Genomic DNA, 24,557 nt, shown 5'->3' with positions numbered 1-24,557 from the left:
ACAATAGCCGGCTGCGGGGTTTTCGGAGTTGGCCGAAGCCTCCCCAACCAAGGAAGGCTCCGCTCCTCGCTGCCCTACTGCTGTTCGGCGAACATCAGCCTTGTCTTGGTGTCGGCCATGGTGGGCGAAAGGCTGCGCTGGATCAGCGCTTCGACATGGTCGTTGCGCTGGCGGGCGCTGTCGGCGCCCATCACCACCACGATCAGCTGGCGGCCGTCGGCGTCGTAGGAGGTGACGATGTTGAAGCCGGAGGCCCTGATGTAACCGGTCTTGATGCCGTTGACGCCGCGCACGCGGCCGAGCATGTCGTTGTGGCCGCGCACCAGCCTGCCGCGGAACATGAAGTCGCTTTCGGAGAAGTAATGGAAGTGCTGCGGGAAGCGCCGCTGCAACGACATGCCGAGCACCGCCATGTCGTGCGCGGTCGTCACCTGGCCGTCGTCGGGCAGGCCGGATGCGTTGCGGAAGGTGGTGCTGCTCATGCCGAGCGAGCGCGCCTTGGATGTCATCATGGCGGCGAACTGGTCCTCCGAACCGCCGAGATATTCGCCCACCGCCACCGCGACATCGTTGGCCGATTTGACGACGATGGCGCGGATGGCGGAATCGGCGTCGATGCTCTCGCCGCGCCGGAAGCGCATCTTGGTCGGCGGCTGCGAGGCTGCGTGGTCGGAAACCGGGATCCGCGTCTCCTTGGTGACGCGGCCGGTCTCCATCGCCTCGAACAGCAGATAGAGCGTCATCATCTTGGTCAGCGAGGCCGGATAGCGCTGCGCCGTCGAATTGACTTCGAACAGCTGCTTGCCGCTCCGTCCATCGACGACGATGGCCGCGTATTTCTGCGGCGGCGCCGGCACGGCCAGCACGCTGTCGGGCGGGGTCATGGTCGAGCAGCCGGCAGCCATGGCCGCCAGGGCCAGGGCAGCCAGGATTTTCTGGAGAAGCGGAAAGAGACGCGGGAAGGACAAGGGCTGGACTGTTCTAGCGATGCTGTTGCTGAGATAAGGCGAAGCTAACGTAACGCGGCGGATGCGTCCATTTGGTTAATGCCGGTTAGGCCTGGGAATGTCGAGTGCAGCACGATCTGGTTTCCCCCGCCTTTGGCGTGGCGAAGAGGCTGGGTGAGGGGCGGCGCTGACGCTGACTTGATGCGAAATGCCTGTCGCCGCGCTTGCGCAATGCGCGCCAAGCGGGTTTTGGTGGGCGGCTCCAGAATCGCAGGGTGGATATGGTCACGATCAACGCCAAGGGCATTTCGGTTTCGCTCGATCTCACGGTCGGCCACATCGCCGACATGGTCATTGAAAGTAACGGGCGCCAGTTGCGGCCACTGCACCGTGCACCCTGGGTAGACGCGGGCGAGACGCTGCCTCCAGACCTGCCGCAGGGCACCGTCCGGCTCTCGGGCGACTTTCTCTGCGCGCCGTTTTCGCGCAGCGATGTCGAGGAGGCACCGCTGCATGGCTGGCCGGCCAACAGCGCCTGGGATGTGGTCGACAGCGGCGCGACGGATGGCGGATGGCGCGCCGTCTTCCGGCTGCGGCACAAGGTGATGGGCGCCAGCGTCGACAAGATTTTCACGCTGCGCGACGACCATCCTTTCCTCTACCAGGAACATCTGATTTCCGGTGGGTCCGGCGCGATCTCGGTCGCCCATCACCCGATGACGGCGATGAAAGGCGGCGGCAGGCTGGCTTTCTCACCGAAGCGGTTTGCCGCCACGCCGGCCGATCCGCTGGAGCCGGACCCCACGCGCGGCCGCTTCATGCTGGCGTATCCGGCGCGGTCGTCCGACCTCGCGCATTTTCCCGCTGTCGGCGGCGGCACGCTGGATCTCACCGACTACCGCATGGAGCACCGGCGCGAGGATTTCCTCACTCTGGTCGAGGCCGACCACGGTGGACCCGGCTGGACAGCACTGGCGCGCCAGGCCGAGGACGATCTGGTGCTGGTGCTGAAGAACCCGGCCGAACTGCCGGTCACCATGCTGTGGTTCAGCAATGGCGGGCGCGACTACGCGCCGTGGAGCGGCCGCCATCTCGGCGTGCTCGGCATCGAGGATGGGCGCACGGCGATTGGCCACGCCGCCTCGGTCGGCGACAACTGGCTGAAGCGCGAAGGCGTGGCGACGGCATTTGCGCTCGGCGAGGGCCGCGGCGTCTCGTTCCGCCATGTCATCGGTGCGTTGCCGCTGTCGGGTGGCGAGCCCCCGCGGGAGGTCACCACGGCGGATGGCCGCCTGCGGTTGACTGGCGCCGCGGCATCGGAGGTCCCGTTCGACAGCGATTTCCTGCGCATCGGCCAGCCCACGGCACGCTGAAGGGCAAAGCCGCAAAGGATTAATCGCATTCGCCAGCGCTGACTTCACGACCGTTCGCTCTAAATCGTGCAAATCGCGGTTTGAAATTTCCAGCGACCGCCGACAAGATGCGTCTGAAATCGTGCGGAAGGAGCCAAAATGTCCGAAATCGCCCACCTCGCCGCCACCATCTTCAAGCGCGCCGGCAAGGCGAAGCGCTTTATCGTCGCCATCGCCGGGCCGCCGGGCGCCGGCAAATCGACGCTATCGGCAAGCCTGCATGACCTTTTGCCGGAAGGCGCTGTGGAAGTCGTGCCCATGGACGGCTTCCACTATGACGACATCGTGCTCGACGCGCGCGGCCTGCGGGCGCGAAAGGGCGCGCCCGACACATTCGACTTCGGCGGCTTCGAGGCGCTTTTGAAGCGCATCCGTGCCGGCGAGCACGATGTCGCCATTCCGGTCTTCGACCGCGGCATGGAATTGTCGCGCGCCGCCGCGGCGATCGTCGGCGCCGAGATCAAGTTCATCCTGGTCGAAGGCAATTACCTGCTGCTCGACGAGGAGCCGTGGTCGCGGCTGGCGCCGCTGTTCGATTTCTCGATCTTCGTCGATGTGCCGCGCAACGAGCTCGAGCGCCGCCTGATGGAACGCTGGAACGAGCATGGCCGTTCCGAGGCGGATGCGCGCGCCTGGATCGCCTCCAACGACATGCCCAACATCGAACGCGTGCTGGCCCGGCGCCGGGCTGCCGACCTGGTCATTGGTTAACCCGGGTTAATCTCGATTAACCTGCTTAATTTTCAGTATTTTTCGACGGGAACCTTAAGACTTTCAAAGGCGTTATCCCAATAAGGCAATCACGCCAGAAGAGGGATTCCGTCCGATGGCAACCAAGGCAAAAAAGCCCGCCAGGGCCAAGTCGGTCCAACCGAAAGCGCCGCAATCGACTGCCGGGGCCGGCCCGGCGGTCGCCCAGCGCTCGAAGGATGCCAAGCCGGCCTTCGGCAAGGCACCGCCTAAGAAAGTCGTGCCAGGCAGCGCGCCGAAAATGACCGCGCCGAAAACGGCAGCGAAGACCGCCCAGGCGCGGAAGCCTGCCGCTGGCGGCGGTTCGAAGGTTCGCACTGCAGCCAACATTGCCGCCGGAGCGGTCGTGGCCACGGCGCGGGGTGTCGCGTCCCTCGCCGCCTCCGTGGTCGGCAGGGGCGGATCCAAGGCGAAAGCAAAGTAGGGCAGCGTCTTCCCCGGCTGGCGGGTTTCAGCTCCGCGCCGGAATGGTCAGGCCCTTCTGCACCGCTGGCCGCGCCAGGCCGCGCTCCAGCCAAGCGGCCAGATTGGTGAAATCATCGAAGCCGACCAGTTCGCGCGCCTCGTAGAAGCCGATCAGGTTGCGCACCCAGCCGAGCAGCGAGATGTCGGCGATGGTGTAGTCATTGTCCATGATCCATTTGCGGCCCTTCAGCCTGACGTCGAGAACGCCGAGCAGACGGCGCGATTCGTCCCGGTAGCGCTCCAGCGGCCGTTTATCGGCGATCTCGCGGCCGGCGAATTTGTGGAAGAAACCGACCTGGCCGAACATCGGCCCGACAGAGGCCATCTGGAAGAAGACCCACTGGATCGTCTCATAGCGCCGCGCTGCGTCGACGGGCATCAGCAGGCCGGTTTTCTCCGCGAGGTAGAGCAGGATGGCGCCGGATTCGAACAGGCCGATCGGCGCGCCGTCCGGACCGTCGGGATCGATGATCGCCGGGATCTTGCCATTGGGATTGAGCGACAGGAATTCCGGCGTCCAGCTCTCGTTCTTGCCGATGTTGATCAGATGCGGCTCATAAGGCAGGCCGGTTTCCTCCAGCGCGATCGATATCTTCACGCCGTTCGGCGTCGTTGCCGAATAGAGCTGGATCTGGTCTGGATGCTTGGCCGGCCAACGGGTTGCGATCGGAAAGGCGGACAGGTCGGCCATCGAGAACTCCTGAGCGGGGGGATTCGCACCGAGCGGCGCGGTGTTGGCGGGTCGGCCAAGAATTAGGGCTGCGGTCGGGCGGGATCAATATGGCGGCGACGCTTTCATCCTGCACGGACAGTCAACCGATTCGGACCGCGCTAACGGTGGGGACCGCCCGGGCAGGTGGCGACCGCCCGGGGCAGGTAGTAACCGCCCGGGGCAGGTGGTGACCGCCCGAATTAGATGGCCTTGAAGGCCAGCACGGCATTGGTGCCGCCGAAGGCAAAGCCATTGCTGATGGCGACGCGCACCTTGCGCTCGCGCGCGACATTCGGCGTTACGTCGAGATCGCAGTCGGGATCGGCCTCGCGGTAGTTCGCCGTTGGCGGCACGACGCCTTCGCGGATCGCCATGACGCAGGCGATCATCTCCAGCCCGCCCGAGGCGCCAAGGCAATGAGCGTGCATCGACTTGGTTGAGGAGACGGACAGCGCGCGCGCATGGTCACCAAAGACACGCTTGATCGCGAGGGTCTCGATCTGGTCGTTGGCCTTGGTGCCGGTGCCGTGCGCGTTGAGATAGTCGACATCCTCGGGATTGAGCCCGGCATCGACCAGGCAGAAGCGCATCGCGGCTTCCGGCCCCTCGACGGTCGGCGCGACGATATCGGAGGCGTCGGCCGAAAGGCCGGCGCCGGCGATTTCAGCCAAAATGGTGGCGCCGCGCGCCATCGCGTGGTCGTAGCTTTCCAGAACCGCCATGCCGGCGCCTTCGCCCAGCACCAGGCCCTGGCGGTCGGCCGAGAACGGCCTGCACGTGTCGGGTGACAGCACGCGCAGCGCCTCCCAGCCCTTCAGCACTCCCCACACCAGCGGCGCATCGGTGCCACCGGCCACCATGACGTCGGCGCGGCCGAGCCTGATCTGGTCAACCGCCGATGCGATGGCATGATTGGCCGACGAACAGGCCGAAGTGACGCCGAATACCGGTCCGCGCAGACCCAGATGCATGCTGACCTGCCCGGCGGCGGCGCCGGGCATGACCCTGGGCACGGTGAAGATGCCGGCACGGTTCTTGCCCTCGATCAGGATGGCGCGATAATTCTCCTCGATCGTCTCGAATCCGCAGACGCCGACGCCGACAATGGTTCCCATCCGATAGGTATTGTCCGCATGCGGAGCCAATCCGGACTGCCGCATGGCTTCTTTCGCCGCGAGCACCGCCAGCAGGCTGAAGCGGTCCATCGACACCAGTTGCTTGCGCTCGATGCCGTGATCCGGCAGCGCCTTGATCTCGCAGCCGGTCTTGACCTTCAGGTCGTGCAGGAAGGGATTGTCGATGGGGCCGATCCCCGACCGGCCGGCCCGCATCTCGGCCCAGATTGCCTGCGCATCGGTGCCCAATCCGCACAGCCCGCCGATGCCGGTAATGACGACGCGCTTCAGCATTCGGTCAGGCTTTTTTCGCGATCAGAGCGCGAACAGCCTCGACCATGTCGCCGACATTCTTCAGATTGCTCCAGGCATCGACCGTGTTCATCTCGATCTCGATGCCATATTGCTCCTCGAGGTCGAAGATGATCTCGGTCAGCTCCAGCGAATGGATGCCGAGCGCCGTCAATTCGGTAGTGGTGGTGATTTCCTCGCCACCCGGCTCGGCATGGGCCTTGATCTTCTCGATGATGTCCGTTGCCAGCTGGTCAGCCATTCGGTTTCTTCCCCACGTGTCGTTTCCCGACGCCAACTGAACAGCGCCATCTTGTCCTCGATATCAGGCCGCGATCTTCGCCTTATACCCCCGCCAAGCGTCGCCTGACCGTACCAAGGTGGTTCCCTCTATAGAAACGGAAACGCCATCAAGCAACAAGCTATATGTCGACAAAAGCGCCACAGTGCTTAACCTGACGGTGTGGATACGATCGAAAATACGAAGTTTTCAGGCCAGTTGGCCCAGCGCGCGGCGGGCAAGGCGCAGCTTGGGTGCGCCAGCATCGACGACCGCACGCGGCTGCGGCGCCTCTATCAGGACGGCTCCGCCAAGATAAGACTGCCGGCCGTTTCGGCCGGTCCGCTGGAGGCCGTCCTGATCAACACCGCCGGCGGGCTGACCGGCGGCGACCGCCTGAGTTGGGATGTCGACGTCGGCGCGGAAGCCAGCGCGGCGATAACGACCCAGGCCTGCGAAAAAGTCTATCGCGCCGCATCGGACCATGCCGAAGTGCGGGTCAATCTGACCGTCGGCGAGAACGGCAGCATCGCCTGGCTGCCGCAGGAGACCATCGTCTTCGACCGCGCCGCCTTTGCCCGCACGCTCGATGTCGAGCTCGCGGCGGGAGCCGAGGCGCTGGTGCTGGAAGCGGCCGTCTTCGGCCGCTTGGCCATGGGCGAAAGTGCCGCACAGGGCACTTTTCGCGACCGCTGGCGTATCCGCAGGGAAGGAACGCTCATTCATGCCGAGGATTTCCGCATCGGACCCGATATCGCCGACATCCTGGCCCGTACGGCGATATCAGGTGGCGCGATTGCCGTGGCCACGCTGCTGCTCGTGTCGCTGCGGGCAGAAGCCCTGCTCGACCCGGTCCGGGAGATCGTTGGCGACCGGGGTGGCGCCAGCGTCTGGACCGTGAAGACATCTGGCAAGCTTCTTGCGAGGCTCTATGCTGATGACGGCTACCAGCTGCGCCAGCGGCTGGTCCCGCTCGTCGGATTGCTCAACGGAAAGGCCGGGCTGCCCAAATTATGGTCACTGTGACTGTGTCCGCATCATTTCAGGAAGACGCATGAACCTGACGCCGAGGGAAAAGGACAAGCTGCTCATCGCCATGGCGGCGGTCGTGGCGCGCAAACGGCTGGAGCGCGGCGTCAAGCTCAACCATCCGGAAGCGATCGCGCTGATCACCGATTTCGTCGTCGAGGGCGCCCGCGACGGCCGCCCGGTCGCCGAGCTGATGGAGGCCGGCGCCCATGTCGTCAGCCGCGCGCAGGTGATGGAAGGCATCGCCGAGATGATCCATGACGTGCAGGTGGAAGCAACGTTTCCCGATGGCACCAAGCTGGTGACCGTGCACGAACCCATCAGGTGAGGAGACCGACATGCTTGAGCTGCGCCCGAACTGCGAATGCTGCGACAAGGACCTGCCGCCGGAAGCGAAGGATGCGCTGATCTGCACCTTCGAGTGCACCTTTTGCGCCGGCTGCGTCGAAAACGTGCTTGGCGGCGTCTGCCCGAACTGCGGCGGCAATTTTACAGCCCGGCCGATTCGCCCCGCCGCGATGCTGAAGAAATATCCCGCATCGACCAAACGCGTGCTCAAGGCCGAGGGTTGCGGCCCCCGCAGGGCCGCCTGACATCGCAAAACGAAAGGCAAGTAAAATGATCCCTGTCAAACGCCTGTGCCTCTCGGCGATCCTGCTCTTGGCGGCCGCCATGCCTGCCTACGCCCATGTCGGTATCGGCACGACATCGTCTTTCATGGCCGGCTTCGCGCATCCGCTGTCGGGCCTCGACCACGTGACGGTGATGCTGGCTGTCGGCCTTTGGGCGGCAGTCAAGGGCGGCAAGGCGATCTGGATCTGGCCGGCTGCGTTTGTCGGCGTCGTGTTGGCCGGTGGCGCGCTCGGCATGCTGCACATGCCGCTGCCCTTCGTCGAGCCGGGCATACTGGCTTCGGTCGTGGCGCTCGGCCTGCTGGTCGCGCTGGCGGTCGATCTCCCCGTTTCGGCCGGTGTCGCCATCATCGGCCTGTTCGCGCTGTTCCACGGCCATGCCCATGGTACGGAAGTGCCGGAAGATGCCGGCGGGCTCGACTATATGGCCGGCTTTGCCGTCGCCACCGTGCTGCTCCACGCCATCGGCATCGCCGCCGGGCTTGGCCTTGGCACGAGATTCCGTGGTGTGGCCCGCATCGCGGGTGCCGCCTGCGCGGCGATCGGCGTCGGCCTCGCCTTCGGCGTCGTGTGAGGTCGCATGATCCCCGGTGAAATCATCCCCGCCCAAGGCGACATCGAACTCAACAAGGGTCTGCCGACGGTCACTCTGAAGGTGGCCAACAGTGGCGACCGGCCGGTCCAGGTCGGCAGCCACTACCATTTCTTCGAAACCAACGAGGCGCTGACATTCGACCGCGACCGCGCGCGCGGCATGCGCCTCGACATCGCCGCCGGTACCGCCACGCGCTTCGAACCGGGGCAGGAACGCGACGTTACGCTGGTGCCGCTTGGCGGCAAGCGCGAAGTCTATGGATTCCAGCAGAAGGTGATGGGCAAGCTGTGAGGGCGTCTCATGCCTGGCATGCAAAGACGGCTAATGGCTTCAGGGTAAGCCTGAAGGCAAACGATGCCTTCGGCTCAGCCCGACGGCTTGGCGGCCGCATAGATGACGATCTTTCCGGGATCGTCGAACTCGACGGCGAGCACGTCCTCGGCAAGCACGCGCCGCGACTCGATGGCATTGTAGAGCAGGGCGTTGGCCTCGATCTCCTTGCGCAGCTCGGTGACATCGTCCTGATGCTGCCGAACCTTGTTCTCGATGGCCGGCGGCGGGCCGCCTTCGCTGCGCGCAGCGTCGGTCAGGAACACGATATCGACCTTGTCGAGCTTGGACGTCTTGCGCACCGTGCTGATGTTTTCTCGCGTGCGGTCGATCGCCGAATTGACCTTGCCGATCTCAGCGGTCGTCTTGGCCTCTTCCTGGTTGACTTGCGAGCCGACGATGCGGTCGACGGTCTCCGGGCTTTGCAGGCCCTGCGCGTTCAGCGCCGTCTGGGGGAGGCTCACTGCCAGAAACGCGGCCGCGGCAACGGCATGCAGCCAACGGACATCGGACAGCCATCGGGAATCGGGCAGAGAGGCGAGGGTCATCGTTCGCTTTCGCAGTTTGCTTCAAAACCTGTGAAACGAAACGCCCCCAGCCCTGTCACGGTTCCCTCTCCTATTCGGTGGGCGGACCGGATACCGGCCCGCCGCGCCGGTTCGTCAGCTGGCTTTCTTGGTGATCAGGGTCAGCGCGCCGTTCGGCTCCATGCTGGCCGCGACCACCTGAGCCGAGGTCATCCCCTTGGCCTGGAGAGCGGACTTCACCTTGGGGGTGGCGTCGATCGAACTGCGCAGTTTCTGCAGGCCGGCATCGCCACGTTGGGCGATCACCTGGTTGACCTGCGTCTGCGTGTCCTTCGGCAACTCGGTGATGTCGACAATGTTGACGCTTTGGATCGCCGGCGCGGCCTGTTGGCCACCGGGAGCGGGCGTTTTCGCCGTGGGGGCGGGCGTGGACGGGGCGGGCTGTTGCGCGGGCTGCTGCTGGGCACTGGCGGCGCCCGCCAGCATCAGGCTGGCGGCGGCTGCAAGAACTGTCGTTTTGCGCATGGATTTTCCTTCCATCGATTTGGCAAACGGTCGTTTTGGGGTGACGTCCCAACCTCAACCGCCAAATGGGATCAGAAGGTGTCGGCCAGCGGGTCATTGCGTGACCATTGGATGGCGGCAATGTGCAGCCGGGCTTCGATCACATCGCATTTCGGGAGCAATCGCTGATGGCCAGACTAACGCGTGCCGCCTACGCCCAGATGTATGGCCCGACCGTTGGTGACAAAGTGCGGCTTGCCGACACGGAGCTCATCATCGAGGTCGAGAAGGATTTCACCATCCACGGCGAAGAGGTCAAATTCGGCGGCGGCAAGGTCATCCGCGACGGCATGGGCCAGAGCCAGGTTTCCCGGGCCCAAGGCGCGGTCGACACCGTCATCACCAACGCGCTGGTGATCGATGCCTCGGCCGGCATCTTCAAGGCCGATATAGGTCTCAGGGACGGCCGCATCGCCGCAATAGGCAAGGCCGGCAATCCCGACATGCAGGACGGCGTCACCATCATCATCGGTCCCGGCACCGAGATTATCGCCGGCGAAGGCAAGATACTCACCGCCGGCGGCTTCGACGCGCATATCCACTTCATCTGCCCGCAGCAGATCGAGGAAGCGCTGATGTCGGGCATCACCACCATGCTCGGCGGCGGCACCGGTCCGGCGCATGGCACGCTGGCGACCACCTGCACGCCGGGGCCGTGGCACATGGCGCGCATGATCCAGTCCTTCGACGCTTTCCCGATGAATATCGGCCTGTCGGGCAAGGGCAACGCCTCGCTGCCGGCCGCGCTTGAGGAGATGGTTTTGGGCGGCGCTTGCTCGCTCAAGCTGCACGAAGACTGGGGCACGACGCCGGCGGCCATCGACTGCTGCCTGTCGGTCGCCGACGACTACGACGTGCAGGTGATGATCCACACCGACACGCTGAACGAGAGCGGCTTTGTCGAGAACACGGTCGCGGCCATCAAGGGCCGCACCATCCACGCCTTCCACACCGAGGGCGCCGGCGGCGGCCATGCGCCGGATATCATCAAGGTCTGCGGCCTGCCCAACGTCATCCCGTCCTCGACCAACCCGACGCGGCCTTACACGGTCAACACGCTGGCCGAGCATCTCGACATGCTGATGGTCTGCCATCATCTGTCGCCGTCGATCCCCGAGGACATCGCCTTCGCCGAAAGCCGTATCCGCAAGGAGACCATCGCGGCCGAGGACATACTGCACGACATCGGCGCCTTCTCGATCATCTCGTCGGACTCTCAGGCCATGGGCCGCGTCGGCGAGGTGGCGATCAGAACCTGGCAGACGGCCGATAAGATGAAGCGCCAGCGCGGGGCATTGCCGCAGGAGACCGGCGACAACGACAATTTCCGCGTCCGCCGCTACATCGCCAAATACACCATCAATCCAGCCATCGCGCACGGGCTGTCGAAGGAGATCGGCTCGATCGCGGTCGGCAAACGCGCCGATCTGGTGCTGTGGAACCCTGCCTTCTTCGGCGTCAAGCCGGACATGGTGCTGATCGGCGGCATGATCGCCGCCGCCCCGATGGGCGATCCCAACGCCTCGATCCCGACGCCGCAGCCGATGCACTACCGGCCGATGTTCGGCGCCTATGGCAAAGCCCGGACCAACTCGTCCGTGACCTTCGTTTCGAAAGCAGCGCTCGAGTCAGGTCTGCATGGGCGGCTTGGCGTCGACAAGCAATTCGTCGCCGTCGAAAACACGCGCGGCGGCATCGGCAAGCACTCGATGGTGCTCAACGACGCCACGCCACATGTCGAGGTCGATCCGGAAACCTACGAAGTGCGCGCCGATGGCGAACTCTTGACCTGCGAGCCGGCGACGGTGCTGCCGATGGCCCAGCGGTATTTTCTGTTTTGAAACCAGATCGGCGATCGCGCCGGGTAAAACCCGTTGCAGCGGGAGACTCGCCGCAGCAATATGCGGCTCCGAACGGCACATTGTAGACGAGTATGGCGACCGAAATAGCCTCCGCCCACGACATCTTCCCGCATATCCGCATCGTCATGGGCATGGTGATCGGGCTTGGTGTCGCCCGCTTGCTATCGGGGGTGGCGCGCATCGTCCAGCATCCTGGCCAGTACCGGCTCTATCCCGTGCATCTGGCCTGGGTCGCCTCGGTGCTGTTGATGCTGGTGCATTTCTGGTGGTGGGAGTTCGGCCTCTACGCCATCGAAACGTGGACCTTCGGCAAATATCTTTTCATCATTTTCTACGCCATCACGCTGTTCCTGCTCTGCGCGCTGCTGTTTCCGGATTCGATGCTGGACTACACCAGCTACGAGGATTTCTTCTATTCGCGCCGCGCCTGGTTCTTCGGCCTGCTGGCGGCGACCTATCTGCTCGACGTGGTCGACACGTTGCTGAAAGGGCCGGAGCATTTCGCCCGCTTCGGCAACGAATATCTGTTCCGCACGCCGATGTTCGTCGCGCTCTGCATCGCCGCGATCCTGGTGCGCGACCGCCGCTTTCACGTCACCTTTGTCACGGCGGCGCTTATCTATCAGATATCCTTCATCCTGCGGCTCTTCGACACGATCGTATGACACCAGCCGATGATCTAGAGTTCCGGAGAAAGGCAGGTTCAACGATGTACAAGGCCGTCGGATCGCGTGGGTCCCGGGTCAGCCGCGTCCTCTGGATGCTGGAGGAACTCGGCCAGCCCTATGAATTCGTCGAGGTCAAGCTACGCTCGCCGGAAGCCTATGCGCTCAACCCGTCGGGCAAAGTGCCGATTCTCATCGACGGTGAACTGACGGTGACGGATTCGGCGGCGATCTGCGTCTATCTGGCGGAGAAGCACGCCGACAAAGGGATGGGCGCCAATCCCGGTCTCGCCGGCCGTGCCGAGGTGAATTCCTGGATGCATTTTGCCCAGAGCGAGTTCGAGGCGCCGCTCTGGAACAAATTGCGCCATCGCTTCCTCTTACCCAGGGAAGTTCGGGTCGACGTCGGCCCTGCCGCGGCCTATGACTTCGCCTCGGAGGTCAAGGCGCTGGATCGCCGGCTCGGCGACAAGACGTTTGCGCTGGGCGACCGCTTTTCCGCCGTCGACGTGCTGCTCGGCGACATGGGCGGCTGGGCGCGTGCCGGCCGGTTCCCGATCGACTCCGAGCGCGTCAATGCCTATTTCGACCGTGTGCTGGCGCGTCCTGCCCGTGCGCGGGCGCAGGCTAATGCATCGGCCCGAAAATCGGAATCGATTTTCGGAAAGCACGATGCATAGATTCAAAGTATTAGAGCGTCCTTTGCGCGTCCAAGAGGACGCGGCGCTCTAAGGAGGCTCCATGAAATGAAGCTCAACCTCAACACCGACTTCACCAAATTCCCGCGCGCCGTCTCGGTGCTGCCCGCCGGCACGGTCGCGACCACAGCGCCCTCCGGCCGCGCGGTCCTCGCCCATGACGAGCGGCATCTGCGCCGCCGCGCCATCGAACTTGCCGACGGCAGCAAGGTGCTGGTCGACCTGCCCGAGCCCGTTGCCCTCAACGACGGCGACCGGCTGGTGCTGGAGGACGGCGGCCATATCGAGATCGTCGCGGCGCCCGAAGAGATCTATGACATCCGCGCTCGCGACGCGGTCCATCTGACCGAACTCGCCTGGCATATCGGCAACCGCCATCTCGCCGCCGGCATCGAGGCGCACCGCATCCTCATCCTGCGCGACCATGTCATCAAGGCGATGCTGGAAGGGCTCGGCGCCACCGTGCGCGACGTTTCCGAACCGTTTAAGCCGGTGCGCGGCGCGTACTCGGGCGGGCATGATCACGGCCATGCGCACAGCCACGCGGAGGCGCACAGTCATGGCCACGAAGCCCATTCGCACAGCCACGCGCATTCGCCTCACGATCATCATCATGACTGACCAGCCGTCCGGCATCGCCCTGCTACGGCTGATGGCGTGGCTGTCTCCGGCTTTCCCGGTCGGCGGCTTTGCCTACAGCCATGGTCTGGAGCGCGCGGTGCATGATGGGTTGGTGACCGATGCCGCCGGCCTTGCCGGTTGGCTGGAGACGCTGGTCGAGATGGGCTCGGGCTGGAACGATGCCGTGCTGTTCGCCGAAAGCTGGCGGCGCGCGTGTGAAGGCGGCGATCTCGGCGAGGTGGCGGCACTGGCCGAGGCACTGGCCGGCTCGCGCGAGCGCCACAGCGAGACCATGCTGCAAGGTGCGGCCTTCCTCAAGGCGGCCGGCGCCTGGCCCAATCCCGCGCTGGAGCGCTTGCCCGCCGAATGCGCCTACTGCGTCGCTGTCGGCGCCGTTGCCGGCGGCAACGGCATTGCGCTGCATGACGCGCTGTCCGCCTTCCTGCAGGCCTTCTTCTCCAACCTCGTCCAGGCAGCGATCCGGCTCGGCGTCATCGGCCAGAACGAGGCCACGACGCTGCTCGCAGGGTTCGAGCCACTGGCGCTCTCGACCGCCGCCCGTGCGTCCCGCTCGACATCGGACGATCTCGGCGGCTGCGCCTTCGTCTCCGACATCACGGCGATGAAGCACGAAACCCAGTATTCGCGACTGTTCCGCTCATGATCCTCCTCGCCTTCGTCCTCTCATTCGTCCTGCTGCTGATCACGGCATTGCACGTCTATTGGGGCATCGGCGGCATTTGGCCAGGCAGGGATGCCGCGTCCTGCGCCCACGCCGTCGTCGGTTTTCGCGGCGTCGACGAAATGCCGACGCCATTCGCCAGTTTCGCCGTTGCCACTTGCCTTGGCCTGGCAACGCTGTGGCCGCTGGCACTCATCGGTTTCTTTGCCTCGCCCTTTCCAAAGGAGGGGCTTGCCGCCACGTCGATGCTGATCGGTCTGGTGTTCCTGGGACGCGGCATTGCCGGTTTCACAACCTGGTGGCGCCGGCTGGCGCCGCAACAGCCTTTCGCGCGGCTCGATACCAGTCTCTATTCGCCGCTGTGCCTGTTGATCGGGCTCGGCTTCGCGGGCCTTGCCATCATGGAGTTTCCGACATGACACAAGCTAACGGTCCTCTTCGTATCGGCATTGGTGGCCCCGTAGGTTCCGGCAAGACGACGCTCACTGAAAAACTCTGCAAGGCGCTGCGCGACGAGTTTTCCATCGCCGTCGTCACCAACGACATCTACACCAGGGAAGACGCCATGATGCTGGCCCGGCTGCAGGCGCTGCCGGAGGAGCGCATCGTCGGCGTCGAGACCGGCGGCTGCCCGCATACCGCCATCCGCGAGGACGCCTCGATCAATTTGCAGGCTATCGCCGAGCTGAACCGCAAGTTTCCCGACCTCGACATCATCTTCATCGAATCCGGCGGCGACAACCTTGCCGCCACCTTCTCGCCGGATCTTGCGGATCTTACGCTCTATGTCATCTCGGTCTGCCAGGGCGAAGAAATTCCGCGCAAGGGCGGACCCGCGATCACGCGCTCCGATTTCCTCATCATCAACAAGGGCGATCTGGCGCCTTATGTGAACGTCAATCTCGATGTCATGGAGAGCGACGCCGGCCGCATGCGCGGCAAGCGCCCGTTTGGCTTCACGGATCTTTCGCGCGGCAAGGGCTTGCAGGAGGTGATCGATTTCATCGTCGAGCATGGCGGACTTCGGACCCTTGGTTCCGCAAGCACCGCGGCATAGTTGGCCTTCTGCACCAAGCGAAAGCGGTTGCGGGCACCAGCGGAGCACGGCATTCTTGCCGAAACCGGAGGATTTTTAGGATGAGCATTGCCCGCCTGCAGAAGGAAACGCTGACCAACCTGCCCTTCTACGAAGAGCGCGTCGATCTCGCCTGCGCGTTCCGCTGGACGGCGCGGCTCAACATGCACGAGGCGGTGGCCAATCATTTCTCGCTGGCCGTCAACGACGACGGCACCAGGTTCCTGATGAACCCGAACCAGGTGCATTTCTCGCGCATCAAGGCGAGCGACCTGATCGAAATCGACGCCAGCGATCCCGACACCTTGTCGGGCCCAAACGCGCCCGACCCGACGGCATGGGGCCTGCACGGCGCCGTCCATCGCAATGTGCCGCACGCGCGCTGCGTCATGCATGTCCATTCGATCCACGCCACCGTGCTGGCCTCGCTCGCCGACTCGACGCTGCCGCCGATCGACCAGAATTCGGCGATGTTCTTCAACCGCCATGTCGTCGACGCGCATTATGGCGGGCTGGCCTTCGAGGAAGAGGGCGAGCGCTGCTCGCAGCTTCTCGCCGACCCCAAGGTCAAGGTGATGGTGATGGGCAATCATGGCGTGCTGGTCATCGGCAACACCGTCGCCGACGCCTTCAACCGCATGTTCTATTTCGAGCGCGCCGCCGAGACCTACATCAAGGCGCTGTGGACCGGCCGGCCGCTGCGCACGCTCTCCGACGCGATCGCCGAGAAGACGGCGAGCGAGATGGACGACTATCCCGGCCAGGCCGAACGTCATCTCGCCGAGTTGAAGGCGATCCTCGACGAACAGGAGCCGGTTTACCGGAACTGAGGGCTACAGTCCGAGCTGGGCCCGCAATTCCGCGGCGCTGTTGATGACGACGGCGCCGGGCGGTCCTTCCATCGGCTTTTCAGGCCAGAAGATGGTCTTCATTCCCGCCGCCAGCCCCGCCATGGCGCCCGGCCAGCTGTCGTCGACCGCGACGGCGTGCGCGGGATCGACGTCGGCCAGATAGGCGGCGCGCAGGAATGGCTCGGCGTGCGGCTTGCCTTCGCGCACGTCGTTGCGGCTGATCGTCTTCATGCCGGGGTACGTCAGGCCGACCATGCGCAGATTGGCGTCGACGATCATCCGGTCGGAATTGGAGACCACCGCCTGCTGCACGCCGAGCGCGCGCAATTCATTGAAGACCTCGATGGCGCCTGGGCGCGGCTTCAGCCCCTCGACCAGCGGCAGGTAATGCTCATATTTGTGAACGATCCATTCGTCGAAGGGCAGTTGCAGCCCGAACTCGTCGCGCATCATTTCGTAGACCGGCCAGGCGGCGACGCCGAGCACGCGCTCATGCAGATCGTCAGGCGGCGTGAGGCCAGCATTGCGCATCGCTGCAATGAGGGCTGCCGCGTGCAGCGGTTCGCTGTCGACCAGCGTGCCGTCCATGTCCCAGAAAACCGCCTTCAGTGTCATGCAGCGCTCCTTTCTGCGATCCCTTAAAGGGTTTGCGCCGGGAGATAAACCTTTGGCGGCCATAGAACATGCCTTCTGATGGAAACGGAACAGAAAACCTTCGTCGCATCAATGCAAGCATTTGCTCTTGAGATTGACAATTGCGCAGGCGGCCATTCCCTGCGAAACTGATAGAGACCGCCTATCGGCGGAGTTCGGGAGGCAGGACGTGAATACCCGGCAGGATGGCGGCAGCAACAGGCTGGACGACGCAGCGCGCGCCGGCTGGCTCTATTATGTTGCCGGCAACACACAGGACCAGATAGCCGCCACACTCGGCATATCGAGGCAGACGGCGCAGCGGCTGGTGTCGCTGGCGGTGTCGGAAGGTCTGATCAAGGTCCGCGTCGATCATCCGATCGCCAACTGCCTGGACCTTGCCGCGCGGCTGAAATCGCGCTTTGCGCTCGACCTTGTCGAGGTGGTCCCGAGCGACCCCAATTCATCCTCCACCACCATCGGCATCGCCGAAGCGGCGGCCGCCGAGATCGAACGGCGGCTGCGGTCGCCGACGCCGATCGTCATGGGCATCGGCACCGGGCGAACGTTGAAGGCGGCGATCGAACAATTGCCGCCGATGGAATGCCCGCAGCACAAGGTGGTGTCCTTGACCGGCAACATCTCGCCGGACGGTTCGGCCGCCTTCTACAACGTCATCTTCACCATGGCCGACAGGGTCAAGGCGCGATCCTTCCCGATGCCGTTGCCGGTCATCGCCTCCTCGCCGCAGGAGCGCGAGATGCTGCTCAACCAGCCGATGATCCAGCCGACGCTGGTGCTTGCCGCCGAGGCCGATGTCACCTTCATCGGTATCGGCGACCTCGGCCCGAAGGCGCCGCTCTATGAGGACGGCTTCATTTCGGAAAGCGAACTGAAAGCCTTGCAGAAGGCCGGTGGCGTTGCCGAAATCGTCGGCTGGGTGTTCGATCGCGAAGGCCGCATGATCGAAGGCATCACCAATGACCGGGTGTCGTCGGCGGCGCTGCCGTCGCGCGAGAAGTCGCTGGTCATCGCGCTTGCCATGGGCGAGCGCAAGCTGCCCGGTATCCTGGCGGCCGTCAACCGACGGCTGGTCAACGGGCTCATCACCGACGAGCGGACGGCCGCCGCCCTGCTGGCCAGCATTTGACGGCTTGGCGATAAAGCCAGCAAGGCTATTGGTGCCGGCCGAAAGGATCGTTGCCGTCGAGGAAACCGAGGTCGCGCTGCAGATGCGGCGACAGGTCCCTGATGTCGAGATGCGCCTTTTTTCTGGTCGCGAACCAGCCGAATCCATCCACAAGCCACGAAATCCAGCGATGATCGGGAGCGGGAGTGCATTTTTGCTGCGCCATGGTCATGATCGTCAACCTTCGTTATCCTGAACCCGAATGACGGGTTGAGCATGAATGTCGGCCTTGCCGGCCGCCTTTGCCAATCGAACGTCGATAACGACCCATAAGGAGGCTTTATGCCTGACCTCAGTGCGCCACAGGTTTCGCAACTGCCTCCGTTGCAGGCGATCCGGGTGTTCGAGGCGGTGGCGCGGCATCTTTCCTTCACCAAGGCCGCGGGGGAACTCGCAATGACGCAAGCGGCAGTCAGCTATCAGATCAAGGTGCTGGAGGAGCGCGTCGGCGCGCCGCTGTTCCTGCGGCGGCCGCGCCAGATCGAGCTGACCGAAGCTGGTCAGCGCCTGGCGCCGGCGGTCAGCGAGGCCTTTGCCATTCTTGGCCAGGCCTATGCCGCCGCGCGCGGCGGCGCGGACGGGTTGTTGTGTGTCACCACGGTGCTGACCTTTGCCTCCAACTGGCTGGCGTACCATCTTGGCGCGTTCCAGATCGCACATCCGTCGCTTGCCGTGCGGCTCGAAACGTCGAGCCGGCTGACGGATTTCGCCCGCGAGGATGTCGACCTCGCCATCCGCTCCGGCGGCGGCAAATGGCCGGGGCTGGAAGCCCACAAACTGCTCGATGCCGATTTCACGCCGATGCTGAGCCCGAAGCTCGCGGCTAGCATCGGTGGCATCAACGAACCGGCCGATCTGCTCAAGCTGCCGATCCTCGATCCAAGCGACATCTGGTGGACGCAATGGTTCGAGGCCGCCGGCGTGCACAGCCACGACCTCGCCAGGCGGCCCGGCAGCAGCATGGGCGCGCAAGCCTATGAAGCCAACGCGGCCATATCGGGCCACGGCGTGGCGATCCTGACCAGGGCGCTGTTCAAGGCCGAACTCGCCGACGGCCGGCTGGTGCAGCCTTTCGACCTGGTCGGAGACGACGGCCACGCCTACTGGCTGGTCTACCCCGAGGCGCGCCGCAACGTGCCCAAGATCCGCGCCTTCCGCGACTGGCTGCTGGCCGAGATCGCCTGCTGACCGGCAGACAAGCAGACAGCAGACCGGGCGAGAAACGACATCCCGCTCAAGAGGCTCTCGGCCTGCCGCCCGGACCCCGTCCGGCGGGAATCCGATCCCTGTGGCCAACCCTCCATCATTATTTCGCCGGCCGTGTGCTGCGCTGCAGCATCGAATTCGGCTTGACATAATTAAGACTAAGTGAGTAATTGCTCACAGCCAAGGCAAATGCTCATCTTGGTCCATGGGAGGAATTTGATGAAACTTCGTACGCTCATCCTGGGCTTGTGCTCGGCCAGCGCGCTGGCTTTCGCTGCACATGCCGAATCCATCACCATCGCCACCGTCAACAATGGCGATATGGTCCGCATGCAGAAGCTGACCGACGACTTCACCAAGGCCAACCCCGACATCCAGCTCAACTGGGTCACGCTCGAAGAGAACGTGCTGCGCGAGCGCGTCACCACCGACATCGCCACCAAGGGCGGCCAGTATGACGTGATGACCATCGGCACCTACGAGGTTCCGATCTGGGCCAAGCAGAGCTGGCTCCTGCCGCTCGACAAGCTCGGCGCCGACTACGACGTCAAGGACATCATCCCGGCCATCGCCGGTGGCCTCTCGGTCGATGGCAAGCTCTATGCCGCGCCCTTCTACGGCGAAAGCTCCTTCGTCATGTACCGCAAGGACCTGATGGAGAAGGCCGGGCTGAAGATGCCCGACGCGCCGACCTGGGACTTCATCAGACAGGCCGCCGACAAGATGACCGACCGCGCCAATGGCGTGAACGGCGTCTGCCTGCGCGGCAAGGCCGGCTGGGGCGAGAACATGGCCTTCCTGACCGCCATGTCGAACTCCTTCGGCGCCCGCTGGTTCGACGAGAACTGGAAGCCGCAGTTCGACCAGCCGGAATGGAAGAAGACGCTGCAGTTCTATGTCGACCTGATGAAGGCCGACGGCCCTGAGGGAGCCTCCTCCAACGGCTTCAACGAGAACCTGGCGCTCTTCCAGCAGGGCAAGTGCGGCATGTGGATCGACGCCACCGTCGCCGCCTCCTTCGTCTCTGACCCGAAGAACTCGACGGTCGCCGACAAGGTCGGCTATGCCCTGGCGCCCGACAACGGCCTGGGCAAGCGCGGCAACTGGCTGTGGGCCTGGTCGCTTGCGATTCCCGCCGGCACCAAGAAGGCTGACGCCGCCGAGAAGTTCGTGTCGTGGGCAACCAGCAAGCACTACGCCGAACTCGTCGCTTCGAAGGAAGGCTGGGCCAACGTACCTCCGGGCACGCGCTCCTCGCTCTACGCCAATCCGGAGTACCAGAAGGCGGCTCCGTTCGCCAAGATGACGCTGGACTCCATCAACGCCGCCGACCCGACGCATCCGACCGTCAAGCCGGTGCCCTATGTCGGCGTGCAGTTCGTCGCCATCCCTGAATTCCAGGGCCTTGGCACCACCGTCGGCCAGCTCTTCTCGGCGGCTCTTGCCGGTCAGTCGAGCGTCGACGATGCGCTGAAGCAGGCCCAGGACGCGGCGACCGCGACGATGACCGAGGGCGGGTATATCAAGTAAGGCTCCTCCCGGTGCCGAATGCCGGCCGACGACCATGACCGGCAACGGCCGCCCGAAACCCAGTTCGGGCGGCCGCCTCTCCAACGCCTGTGAAAATTCAGTCTGATCCTTGAAGGGTGACCGTCATGGCTACTCAGCAGACCCGTTCGCTTGCCCGATTCATGATGGCGCCATCCGTGGTGCTGCTGCTGGTCTGGATGGTTGTTCCGCTTGCTCTCACGCTGTGGTTCTCTTTCCAGCAGTACAATCCGCTCAATCCGGTTCGCGATGGCTTCGTCGGCCTCTCCAACTACGCGCTGTTCTATTCCAACCCGGCCTTCCTGCAGTCGATCCTCAACACGCTTGTCCTAGTGGTCAGCGTGCTGCTGATCACGGTGATCGGCGGCATCCTGCTGGCGCTGCTCATCGATCAGCCGATGTGGGGACAAGGGATCGTGCGCATCCTCGTCATCTCGCCGTTCTTCGTCATGCCGCCGGTAGCCGCATTGGTCTGGAAGAACATGATCATGCACCCGCAATATGGCGTCTTCGCCGACATAGCGCGCTTCTTCGGCATGCAGCCGATCGATTGGTTCGGGCAGCATCCGATGACGGCGATCATCATCATCGTCGCCTGGCAGTGGCTGCCTTTCGCGACCTTGATCCTGCTCACTGCGCTGCAGTCGCTCGACGGCGAGCAAAAGGAAGCCGCCGAGATGGACGGCGCCGGCTTCATCAGCCGCTTCATCTATCTGACACTGCCGCACATGTCGCGCGCCATCACCGTCGTCATCCTTATCCAGACGATCTTCCTGCTCTCGGTCTATGCCGAGATCCTGGTCACCACCAATGGCGGCCCCGGCTATGCCTCCACCAACCTGCCCTTCCTCGTCTACCAGAAGGCGCTGCTGGAGTTCAAAATCGGCCAGGCATCCGCGGGCGGTGTGATCGCCGTCATTCTAGCCAACATCGTCGCCTTCTTCGCCATGCGCGCCGTCGGCAAGAACCTGGACAAGTAGGGGGAGACGATGGCACGCGCGCTGAACCACCCCCACTCCGTCCCGCTGCGCGGGACACCTCTCCCCCTGCCCGGGGGAGAGGAAACGCCTGCATTGAAGCTGCGCCTTTCCTCTACCCCGTCGATCGGGGGAGAGGTGGTTTGCGCAGCAAACCGGAGTGGGGGTCGACCCTGCCGCCACCATCGCCGATATGGGAGAACCTGATCATGGCACGCTCAGTCACCACCCAGCACAAGACAATCGCGACCGTCGCCGCCTGGATCGTCGCGCTGCTGATCTTCTTCCCGATCCTCTATACGATCATCACTTCGTTCAAGTCGGAGCAGGAAGCGATCCAGGGTTTCAACCTGATCCCGTCCGGGACCTTCGAGAGCTATGCCGAAGTCCAGGCGCAGAGCGGCTACTTCAAGTTCTTCTTCAACTCGGTGCTACTCTCCGTCGGTTCGACCGTCCTGGCGCTGCTTGTCGCCATTCCGGCGGCATGGTCGATGGCGTTTTCGCCGACCAAGCGGACCAAGGACATCCTGATGTGGATGCTGTCCACCAAGATGATGCCCGCGGTCGCCGTGCTGTTCCCGATCTACCTGATCTTCCGCAATCTCGGCCTGCTGGACTCGCGCATCGGCCTGATGGTCATGCTGATGCTGATCAACCTGCCGATCGTGGTCTGGATGCTCTACACCTACTTCCGTGAAATCCCAGGCGAGATCCTGGAAGCGGCCCGCATGGACGGCGCGTCGCTGTGGAACGAGATCATCTACGTGCTGACGCCGATGGCAGTACCGGGCATCGCCTCAACCATGCTCCTCAACATCATCCTGGCCTGGAACGAGGCGTTCTGGACGATCCGGCTGACCACTACGGACGCTGCTCCGCTGACCGCCTTCATCAGCTCCTTCTCCAGTCCGCAAGGCCTATTCTGGGCCAAGCTTTCGGCGGCCTCGACGTTGGCCATCGCGCCGATCCTGATCATGGGCTGGTTCAGCCAGAAGCAGCTGGTGCGCGGCCTGACATTTGGTGCGGTGAAGTAACGGAAATTGCCTGAAGCGATCGGCGAAAAATAGCTCTCGGGGAGGAAACCATGGGAAACATCACACTCAAGAACGTCTCCAAATCCTTTGGATCGACGTCCATCATCCCCGGCCTCGACCTTGTGATCGAGAATGGCGAGTTCGTCGTCTTCGTCGGCCCGTCTGGCTGCGGCAAGTCGACATTGCTGCGGCTGATCGCCGGCCTCGAAGACACCAGCGGCGGCACCATCAACATCGATGGCCGTGACGTCACCGGCGAGGCGCCGGCCAAGCGCAAGCTCGCCATGGTGTTCCAGTCCTATGCGCTCTACCCGCATATGACGGTGGCCAAGAACATCGCCTTCCCGCTGAAGATGGCGGGCGAGGACCAGGCGACCATCGACAGGAAGGTGAAGGACGCGGCGCGCGTCTTGAACCTCACCAACTACCTCGAACGCCGCCCGGGCCAGCTCTCCGGCGGCCAGCGCCAGCGCGTCGCCATCGGCCGCGCCATCGTGCGCCAGCCCTCGGCCTTCCTGTTCGATGAACCGCTGTCCAACCTCGACGCCGCACTGCGCGGCACCATGCGGCTCGAAATCAGCGAACTGCATCATCAACTCAAGACGACGATGATCTATGTCACCCACGATCAGGTCGAGGCCATGACCATGGCCGACAAGATTGTCGTGCTCAACGCCGGCAACATCGAGCAGGTCGGCTCGCCGATGGAGCTCTACAAGACGCCGCGCAACCTGTTCGTCGCCGGCTTCATCGGCTCGCCGAAGATGAACCTCATCGAGGGCGCGCCGGCCGCGAAATACGGCTCCAAGACGATCGGCATTCGGCCAGAACATATGCAGATATCGACCACGGCGGGCGACTGGAAGGCCACCGTCGGCGTGGCCGAGCATCTGGGCTCCGACACCTTCCTTCATGTCCAGGCCGATGGCGTCGGTCCGCTGACAGTGCGCGCCGACGGCGAACTCGCCGTTCGTCACGGTGACACGATCTATCTGACGCCGGACAAGTCCAAGCTGCACCGCTTCGGCGCCGACGGCAAGGCGATGGTCCAGTGAGGATGGGACAGTGAGGCTGAAAGGCAAATCGGCGCTGATCACCGGGTCGGCGCGCGGCATAGGCAGAGCCTTCGCCGAAGCCTATGTGCGCGAAGGCGCCACGGTGGCGATTGCCGATATCAACCTGGAGGCGGCGCGCAAGACTGCGGCTGAAATCGGCGACCATGCCTATGCGCTAAAGCTCGACGTCACCGACCAGGCATCCATCGATGCCGCGGTCAAAGCGGTGGAGAGCAGGACTGGCGGCCTCGACATCCTGATCAACAACGCCGCTTTGTTCGACCTGGCGCCGATCGTGGAGATATCGCGGGCGAGCTACGAAAAGCTTTTCTCCGTCAACGTCGCCGGCACGCTGTTCATGCTGCAGGCAGCAAGCCGCTCGATGATCGCGCGCGGCAAGGGCGGCAGGATCATCAACATGGCGAGCCAGGCCGGGCGTCGCGGCGAACCGCTGGTCGCTGTGTATTGCGCCACCAAGGCCGCCGTCATCTCGCTGACCCAGTCGGCCGGGCTCGACCTGATCAAGCACGGCATCAACGTCAACGGCATCGCGCCCGGCGTCGTCGACAGCGACATGTGGGACGAGGTCGATGCCCTGTTCGCCAAATACGAGAACCGGCCGAAAGGCGAAAAGAAACGGCTGGTCGGCGAGGGCGTGCCGTATGGCCGCATGGGCAAGCCGGAAGACCTTGCCGGCATGGCCGTGTTCCTCGCCAGCGACGAGGCCGAATACATCGTCGCCCAGACCTACAACGTCGATGGCGGTCAATGGATGAGTTGAAGGGGATGAGTTGAGGGGGGAAGGCGCTTCT

The 24,557-nt window shown here is 64.0% G+C and carries 31 protein-coding genes; 23 read left to right on the top strand and 8 right to left on the bottom strand.

Annotated elements, in window-relative coordinates:
- Positions 1-74 precede the first annotated feature (74 nt).
- Positions 75-968 (bottom strand): D-alanyl-D-alanine carboxypeptidase family protein, encoded by an 894-nt coding sequence (locus C7I87_RS26090; protein WP_149906922.1) that lies wholly within the window; start codon positions 966-968, stop codon positions 75-77.
- 254 nt (positions 969-1,222) lie between these two features.
- Between C7I87_RS26090 and C7I87_RS26085 the strand changes: the two genes are divergently transcribed.
- The 3 genes from C7I87_RS26085 (at position 1,223) to C7I87_RS26075 (ending at position 3,533) form a co-directional block, all read left to right on the top strand.
- Entirely contained in the window at positions 1,223-2,320 is a 1,098-nt protein-coding gene (locus tag C7I87_RS26085; protein WP_149906921.1) for a hypothetical protein, read from the top strand.
- A 138-nt stretch (positions 2,321-2,458) separates the two neighbouring features.
- Positions 2,459-3,070 (top strand): nucleoside triphosphate hydrolase, encoded by a 612-nt coding sequence (locus C7I87_RS26080; protein ID WP_149906920.1) that lies wholly within the window; start codon positions 2,459-2,461, stop codon positions 3,068-3,070.
- Between the two features lie 115 nt (positions 3,071-3,185).
- Positions 3,186-3,533, top strand: a complete 348-nt coding sequence (locus tag C7I87_RS26075; protein WP_149906919.1) for a hypothetical protein — start codon at positions 3,186-3,188, stop codon at positions 3,531-3,533.
- A gap of 27 nt (positions 3,534-3,560) precedes the next feature.
- Here the strand turns inward: C7I87_RS26075 and C7I87_RS26070 are convergent, their stop codons facing one another.
- The 3 genes from C7I87_RS26070 to C7I87_RS26060 all read right to left on the bottom strand — a co-directional run bounded on the left by C7I87_RS26070 (position 3,561) and on the right by C7I87_RS26060 (position 5,954).
- Positions 3,561-4,265, bottom strand: coding sequence for a glutathione S-transferase family protein (locus tag C7I87_RS26070; protein WP_149906918.1), 705 nt, complete (start codon positions 4,263-4,265; stop codon positions 3,561-3,563).
- A gap of 221 nt (positions 4,266-4,486) precedes the next feature.
- A complete protein-coding gene (locus tag C7I87_RS26065) occupies positions 4,487-5,695 on the bottom strand; it encodes a beta-ketoacyl-[acyl-carrier-protein] synthase family protein (protein WP_149906917.1) in 1,209 nt (402 codons plus the stop codon).
- Between the two features lie 4 nt (positions 5,696-5,699).
- Positions 5,700-5,954, bottom strand: a complete 255-nt coding sequence (locus C7I87_RS26060; RefSeq protein ID WP_027145432.1) for an acyl carrier protein — start codon at positions 5,952-5,954, stop codon at positions 5,700-5,702.
- A gap of 201 nt (positions 5,955-6,155) precedes the next feature.
- Between C7I87_RS26060 and C7I87_RS26055 the strand changes: the two genes are divergently transcribed.
- From C7I87_RS26055 to C7I87_RS26035, 5 genes are read left to right on the top strand one after another with little or no spacing between them, the layout of a single operon-like run.
- Positions 6,156-6,998: an urease accessory protein UreD gene (locus C7I87_RS26055; RefSeq protein WP_149906916.1), complete on the top strand. Its 843-nt coding sequence runs from the start codon at positions 6,156-6,158 to the stop codon at positions 6,996-6,998.
- A 28-nt stretch (positions 6,999-7,026) separates the two neighbouring features.
- Complete coding sequence (locus C7I87_RS26050; protein ID WP_140729614.1) at positions 7,027-7,329, top strand: urease subunit gamma; 303 nt, start codon at positions 7,027-7,029, stop codon at positions 7,327-7,329.
- Positions 7,330-7,339: 10 nt separating this feature from the next.
- Complete coding sequence (locus tag C7I87_RS26045) at positions 7,340-7,594, top strand: DUF1272 domain-containing protein (protein WP_149906915.1); 255 nt, start codon at positions 7,340-7,342, stop codon at positions 7,592-7,594.
- Between the two features lie 25 nt (positions 7,595-7,619).
- Positions 7,620-8,207, top strand: coding sequence for a HupE/UreJ family protein (locus C7I87_RS26040; protein ID WP_149906914.1), 588 nt, complete (start codon positions 7,620-7,622; stop codon positions 8,205-8,207).
- 6 nt (positions 8,208-8,213) lie between these two features.
- The gene (locus C7I87_RS26035; RefSeq protein WP_149906913.1) at positions 8,214-8,519 is read left to right on the top strand and encodes an urease subunit beta; all 306 of its coding nucleotides are present in this window, start codon (positions 8,214-8,216) and stop codon (positions 8,517-8,519) included.
- A 74-nt stretch (positions 8,520-8,593) separates the two neighbouring features.
- Here the strand turns inward: C7I87_RS26035 and C7I87_RS26030 are convergent, their stop codons facing one another.
- Positions 8,594-9,106, bottom strand: a complete 513-nt coding sequence (locus C7I87_RS26030; RefSeq protein WP_149906912.1) for a hypothetical protein — start codon at positions 9,104-9,106, stop codon at positions 8,594-8,596.
- A 114-nt stretch (positions 9,107-9,220) separates the two neighbouring features.
- Positions 9,221-9,610 (bottom strand): hypothetical protein, encoded by a 390-nt coding sequence (locus tag C7I87_RS26025; RefSeq protein WP_149906911.1) that lies wholly within the window; start codon positions 9,608-9,610, stop codon positions 9,221-9,223.
- Positions 9,611-9,777: 167 nt separating this feature from the next.
- Between C7I87_RS26025 and ureC the strand changes: the two genes are divergently transcribed.
- From ureC to C7I87_RS25985, 8 genes are all read left to right on the top strand, one after another.
- Positions 9,778-11,490, top strand: a complete 1,713-nt coding sequence (gene ureC / locus C7I87_RS26020; protein WP_149906910.1) for an urease subunit alpha — start codon at positions 9,778-9,780, stop codon at positions 11,488-11,490.
- 92 nt (positions 11,491-11,582) lie between these two features.
- Positions 11,583-12,176, top strand: a complete 594-nt coding sequence (locus tag C7I87_RS26015; protein WP_149906909.1) for a hypothetical protein — start codon at positions 11,583-11,585, stop codon at positions 12,174-12,176.
- Positions 12,177-12,220: 44 nt separating this feature from the next.
- Positions 12,221-12,856, top strand: coding sequence for a glutathione S-transferase family protein (locus tag C7I87_RS26010; protein ID WP_149906908.1), 636 nt, complete (start codon positions 12,221-12,223; stop codon positions 12,854-12,856).
- Positions 12,857-12,922: 66 nt separating this feature from the next.
- A complete protein-coding gene (ureE, locus tag C7I87_RS26005) occupies positions 12,923-13,495 on the top strand; it encodes an urease accessory protein UreE (RefSeq protein WP_149906907.1) in 573 nt (190 codons plus the stop codon).
- Complete coding sequence (locus C7I87_RS26000; RefSeq protein WP_149906906.1) at positions 13,488-14,159, top strand: urease accessory protein UreF; 672 nt, start codon at positions 13,488-13,490, stop codon at positions 14,157-14,159. Before ureE ends, C7I87_RS26000 begins: the two co-directional genes overlap by 8 nt.
- On the top strand, positions 14,156-14,596 hold the full coding sequence (locus C7I87_RS25995; RefSeq protein WP_149906905.1) for a DUF3995 domain-containing protein: 441 nt from the start codon (positions 14,156-14,158) through the stop codon (positions 14,594-14,596). The genes C7I87_RS26000 and C7I87_RS25995 overlap by 4 nt, the downstream gene beginning before the upstream one ends.
- Positions 14,593-15,234 (top strand): urease accessory protein UreG, encoded by a 642-nt coding sequence (ureG, locus tag C7I87_RS25990; protein WP_149906904.1) that lies wholly within the window; start codon positions 14,593-14,595, stop codon positions 15,232-15,234. Before C7I87_RS25995 ends, ureG begins: the two co-directional genes overlap by 4 nt.
- Before the next feature lie 80 nt (positions 15,235-15,314).
- Positions 15,315-16,082 (top strand): class II aldolase and adducin N-terminal domain-containing protein, encoded by a 768-nt coding sequence (locus tag C7I87_RS25985; RefSeq protein WP_149906903.1) that lies wholly within the window; start codon positions 15,315-15,317, stop codon positions 16,080-16,082.
- A gap of 3 nt (positions 16,083-16,085) precedes the next feature.
- On the opposite strand, the gene C7I87_RS25980 is transcribed toward C7I87_RS25985, so the two are convergent.
- On the bottom strand, positions 16,086-16,718 hold the full coding sequence (locus tag C7I87_RS25980) for an HAD family hydrolase (protein ID WP_149906902.1): 633 nt from the start codon (positions 16,716-16,718) through the stop codon (positions 16,086-16,088).
- A gap of 208 nt (positions 16,719-16,926) precedes the next feature.
- Here C7I87_RS25980 and C7I87_RS25975 point away from each other — a divergent pair, with 208 nt between their 5' ends.
- Positions 16,927-17,886, top strand: a complete 960-nt coding sequence (locus tag C7I87_RS25975; protein WP_149906901.1) for a sugar-binding transcriptional regulator — start codon at positions 16,927-16,929, stop codon at positions 17,884-17,886.
- 25 nt (positions 17,887-17,911) lie between these two features.
- Here the strand turns inward: C7I87_RS25975 and C7I87_RS25970 are convergent, their stop codons facing one another.
- Positions 17,912-18,097, bottom strand: coding sequence for a hypothetical protein (locus C7I87_RS25970; protein WP_149906969.1), 186 nt, complete (start codon positions 18,095-18,097; stop codon positions 17,912-17,914).
- Positions 18,098-18,207: 110 nt separating this feature from the next.
- Between C7I87_RS25970 and gcvA the strand changes: the two genes are divergently transcribed.
- The 6 genes from gcvA to C7I87_RS25940 all read left to right on the top strand — a co-directional run bounded on the left by gcvA (position 18,208) and on the right by C7I87_RS25940 (position 24,526).
- The gene (gcvA, locus tag C7I87_RS25965; protein ID WP_149906900.1) at positions 18,208-19,113 is read left to right on the top strand and encodes a transcriptional regulator GcvA; all 906 of its coding nucleotides are present in this window, start codon (positions 18,208-18,210) and stop codon (positions 19,111-19,113) included.
- 237 nt (positions 19,114-19,350) lie between these two features.
- Positions 19,351-20,661 (top strand): ABC transporter substrate-binding protein, encoded by a 1,311-nt coding sequence (locus tag C7I87_RS25960; protein WP_149906899.1) that lies wholly within the window; start codon positions 19,351-19,353, stop codon positions 20,659-20,661.
- Positions 20,662-20,786: 125 nt separating this feature from the next.
- Positions 20,787-21,659: a carbohydrate ABC transporter permease gene (locus C7I87_RS25955; RefSeq protein ID WP_149906898.1), complete on the top strand. Its 873-nt coding sequence runs from the start codon at positions 20,787-20,789 to the stop codon at positions 21,657-21,659.
- A gap of 206 nt (positions 21,660-21,865) precedes the next feature.
- The gene (locus C7I87_RS25950) at positions 21,866-22,690 is read left to right on the top strand and encodes a carbohydrate ABC transporter permease (RefSeq protein ID WP_149906897.1); all 825 of its coding nucleotides are present in this window, start codon (positions 21,866-21,868) and stop codon (positions 22,688-22,690) included.
- A gap of 50 nt (positions 22,691-22,740) precedes the next feature.
- Positions 22,741-23,745, top strand: a complete 1,005-nt coding sequence (locus tag C7I87_RS25945; protein WP_149906896.1) for an ABC transporter ATP-binding protein — start codon at positions 22,741-22,743, stop codon at positions 23,743-23,745.
- Positions 23,746-23,755: 10 nt separating this feature from the next.
- Positions 23,756-24,526 carry an L-iditol 2-dehydrogenase gene (locus tag C7I87_RS25940; RefSeq protein ID WP_149906895.1) on the top strand — a complete coding sequence of 257 codons (771 nt, stop codon included), beginning with the start codon at positions 23,756-23,758 and terminating at the stop codon, positions 24,524-24,526.
- Positions 24,527-24,557 lie beyond the last annotated feature (31 nt).

This window comes from Mesorhizobium sp. SARCC-RB16n, from assembly GCF_008520305.1.
GTDB lineage: Bacteria > Pseudomonadota > Alphaproteobacteria > Rhizobiales > Rhizobiaceae > Mesorhizobium.
This window is presented reverse-complemented; position numbering and strand designations above follow the sequence as displayed.

Coding starts and splice junctions, on each gene's coding strand:
- C7I87_RS25985 (WP_149906903.1), top strand. CDS start 15,315: ATGAGCATTGCCCGCCTGCAGAAGGAAACGCTGACCAACCTGCCCTTC.
- C7I87_RS26075 (WP_149906919.1), top strand. CDS start 3,186: ATGGCAACCAAGGCAAAAAAGCCCGCCAGGGCCAAGTCGGTCCAACCG.
- C7I87_RS25960 (WP_149906899.1), top strand. CDS start 19,351: ATGAAACTTCGTACGCTCATCCTGGGCTTGTGCTCGGCCAGCGCGCTG.
- C7I87_RS26070 (WP_149906918.1), bottom strand. CDS start 4,265: ATGGCCGACCTGTCCGCCTTTCCGATCGCAACCCGTTGGCCGGCCAAG.
- C7I87_RS26010 (WP_149906908.1), top strand. CDS start 12,221: ATGTACAAGGCCGTCGGATCGCGTGGGTCCCGGGTCAGCCGCGTCCTC.
- C7I87_RS26050 (WP_140729614.1), top strand. CDS start 7,027: ATGAACCTGACGCCGAGGGAAAAGGACAAGCTGCTCATCGCCATGGCG.
- C7I87_RS25955 (WP_149906898.1), top strand. CDS start 20,787: ATGGCTACTCAGCAGACCCGTTCGCTTGCCCGATTCATGATGGCGCCA.
- C7I87_RS26040 (WP_149906914.1), top strand. CDS start 7,620: ATGATCCCTGTCAAACGCCTGTGCCTCTCGGCGATCCTGCTCTTGGCG.
- C7I87_RS25950 (WP_149906897.1), top strand. CDS start 21,866: ATGGCACGCTCAGTCACCACCCAGCACAAGACAATCGCGACCGTCGCC.
- ureE (WP_149906907.1), top strand. CDS start 12,923: ATGAAGCTCAACCTCAACACCGACTTCACCAAATTCCCGCGCGCCGTC.
- C7I87_RS25980 (WP_149906902.1), bottom strand. CDS start 16,718: ATGACACTGAAGGCGGTTTTCTGGGACATGGACGGCACGCTGGTCGAC.
- ureC (WP_149906910.1), top strand. CDS start 9,778: ATGGCCAGACTAACGCGTGCCGCCTACGCCCAGATGTATGGCCCGACC.
- C7I87_RS26065 (WP_149906917.1), bottom strand. CDS start 5,695: ATGCTGAAGCGCGTCGTCATTACCGGCATCGGCGGGCTGTGCGGATTG.
- C7I87_RS26030 (WP_149906912.1), bottom strand. CDS start 9,106: ATGACCCTCGCCTCTCTGCCCGATTCCCGATGGCTGTCCGATGTCCGT.
- C7I87_RS26060 (WP_027145432.1), bottom strand. CDS start 5,954: ATGGCTGACCAGCTGGCAACGGACATCATCGAGAAGATCAAGGCCCAT.
- C7I87_RS26045 (WP_149906915.1), top strand. CDS start 7,340: ATGCTTGAGCTGCGCCCGAACTGCGAATGCTGCGACAAGGACCTGCCG.
- C7I87_RS25995 (WP_149906905.1), top strand. CDS start 14,156: ATGATCCTCCTCGCCTTCGTCCTCTCATTCGTCCTGCTGCTGATCACG.
- C7I87_RS26000 (WP_149906906.1), top strand. CDS start 13,488: ATGACTGACCAGCCGTCCGGCATCGCCCTGCTACGGCTGATGGCGTGG.
- C7I87_RS26015 (WP_149906909.1), top strand. CDS start 11,583: ATGGCGACCGAAATAGCCTCCGCCCACGACATCTTCCCGCATATCCGC.
- C7I87_RS26080 (WP_149906920.1), top strand. CDS start 2,459: ATGTCCGAAATCGCCCACCTCGCCGCCACCATCTTCAAGCGCGCCGGC.
- C7I87_RS25970 (WP_149906969.1), bottom strand. CDS start 18,097: ATGACCATGGCGCAGCAAAAATGCACTCCCGCTCCCGATCATCGCTGG.
- C7I87_RS26025 (WP_149906911.1), bottom strand. CDS start 9,610: ATGCGCAAAACGACAGTTCTTGCAGCCGCCGCCAGCCTGATGCTGGCG.
- C7I87_RS25945 (WP_149906896.1), top strand. CDS start 22,741: ATGGGAAACATCACACTCAAGAACGTCTCCAAATCCTTTGGATCGACG.
- C7I87_RS26035 (WP_149906913.1), top strand. CDS start 8,214: ATGATCCCCGGTGAAATCATCCCCGCCCAAGGCGACATCGAACTCAAC.
- gcvA (WP_149906900.1), top strand. CDS start 18,208: ATGCCTGACCTCAGTGCGCCACAGGTTTCGCAACTGCCTCCGTTGCAG.
- ureG (WP_149906904.1), top strand. CDS start 14,593: ATGACACAAGCTAACGGTCCTCTTCGTATCGGCATTGGTGGCCCCGTA.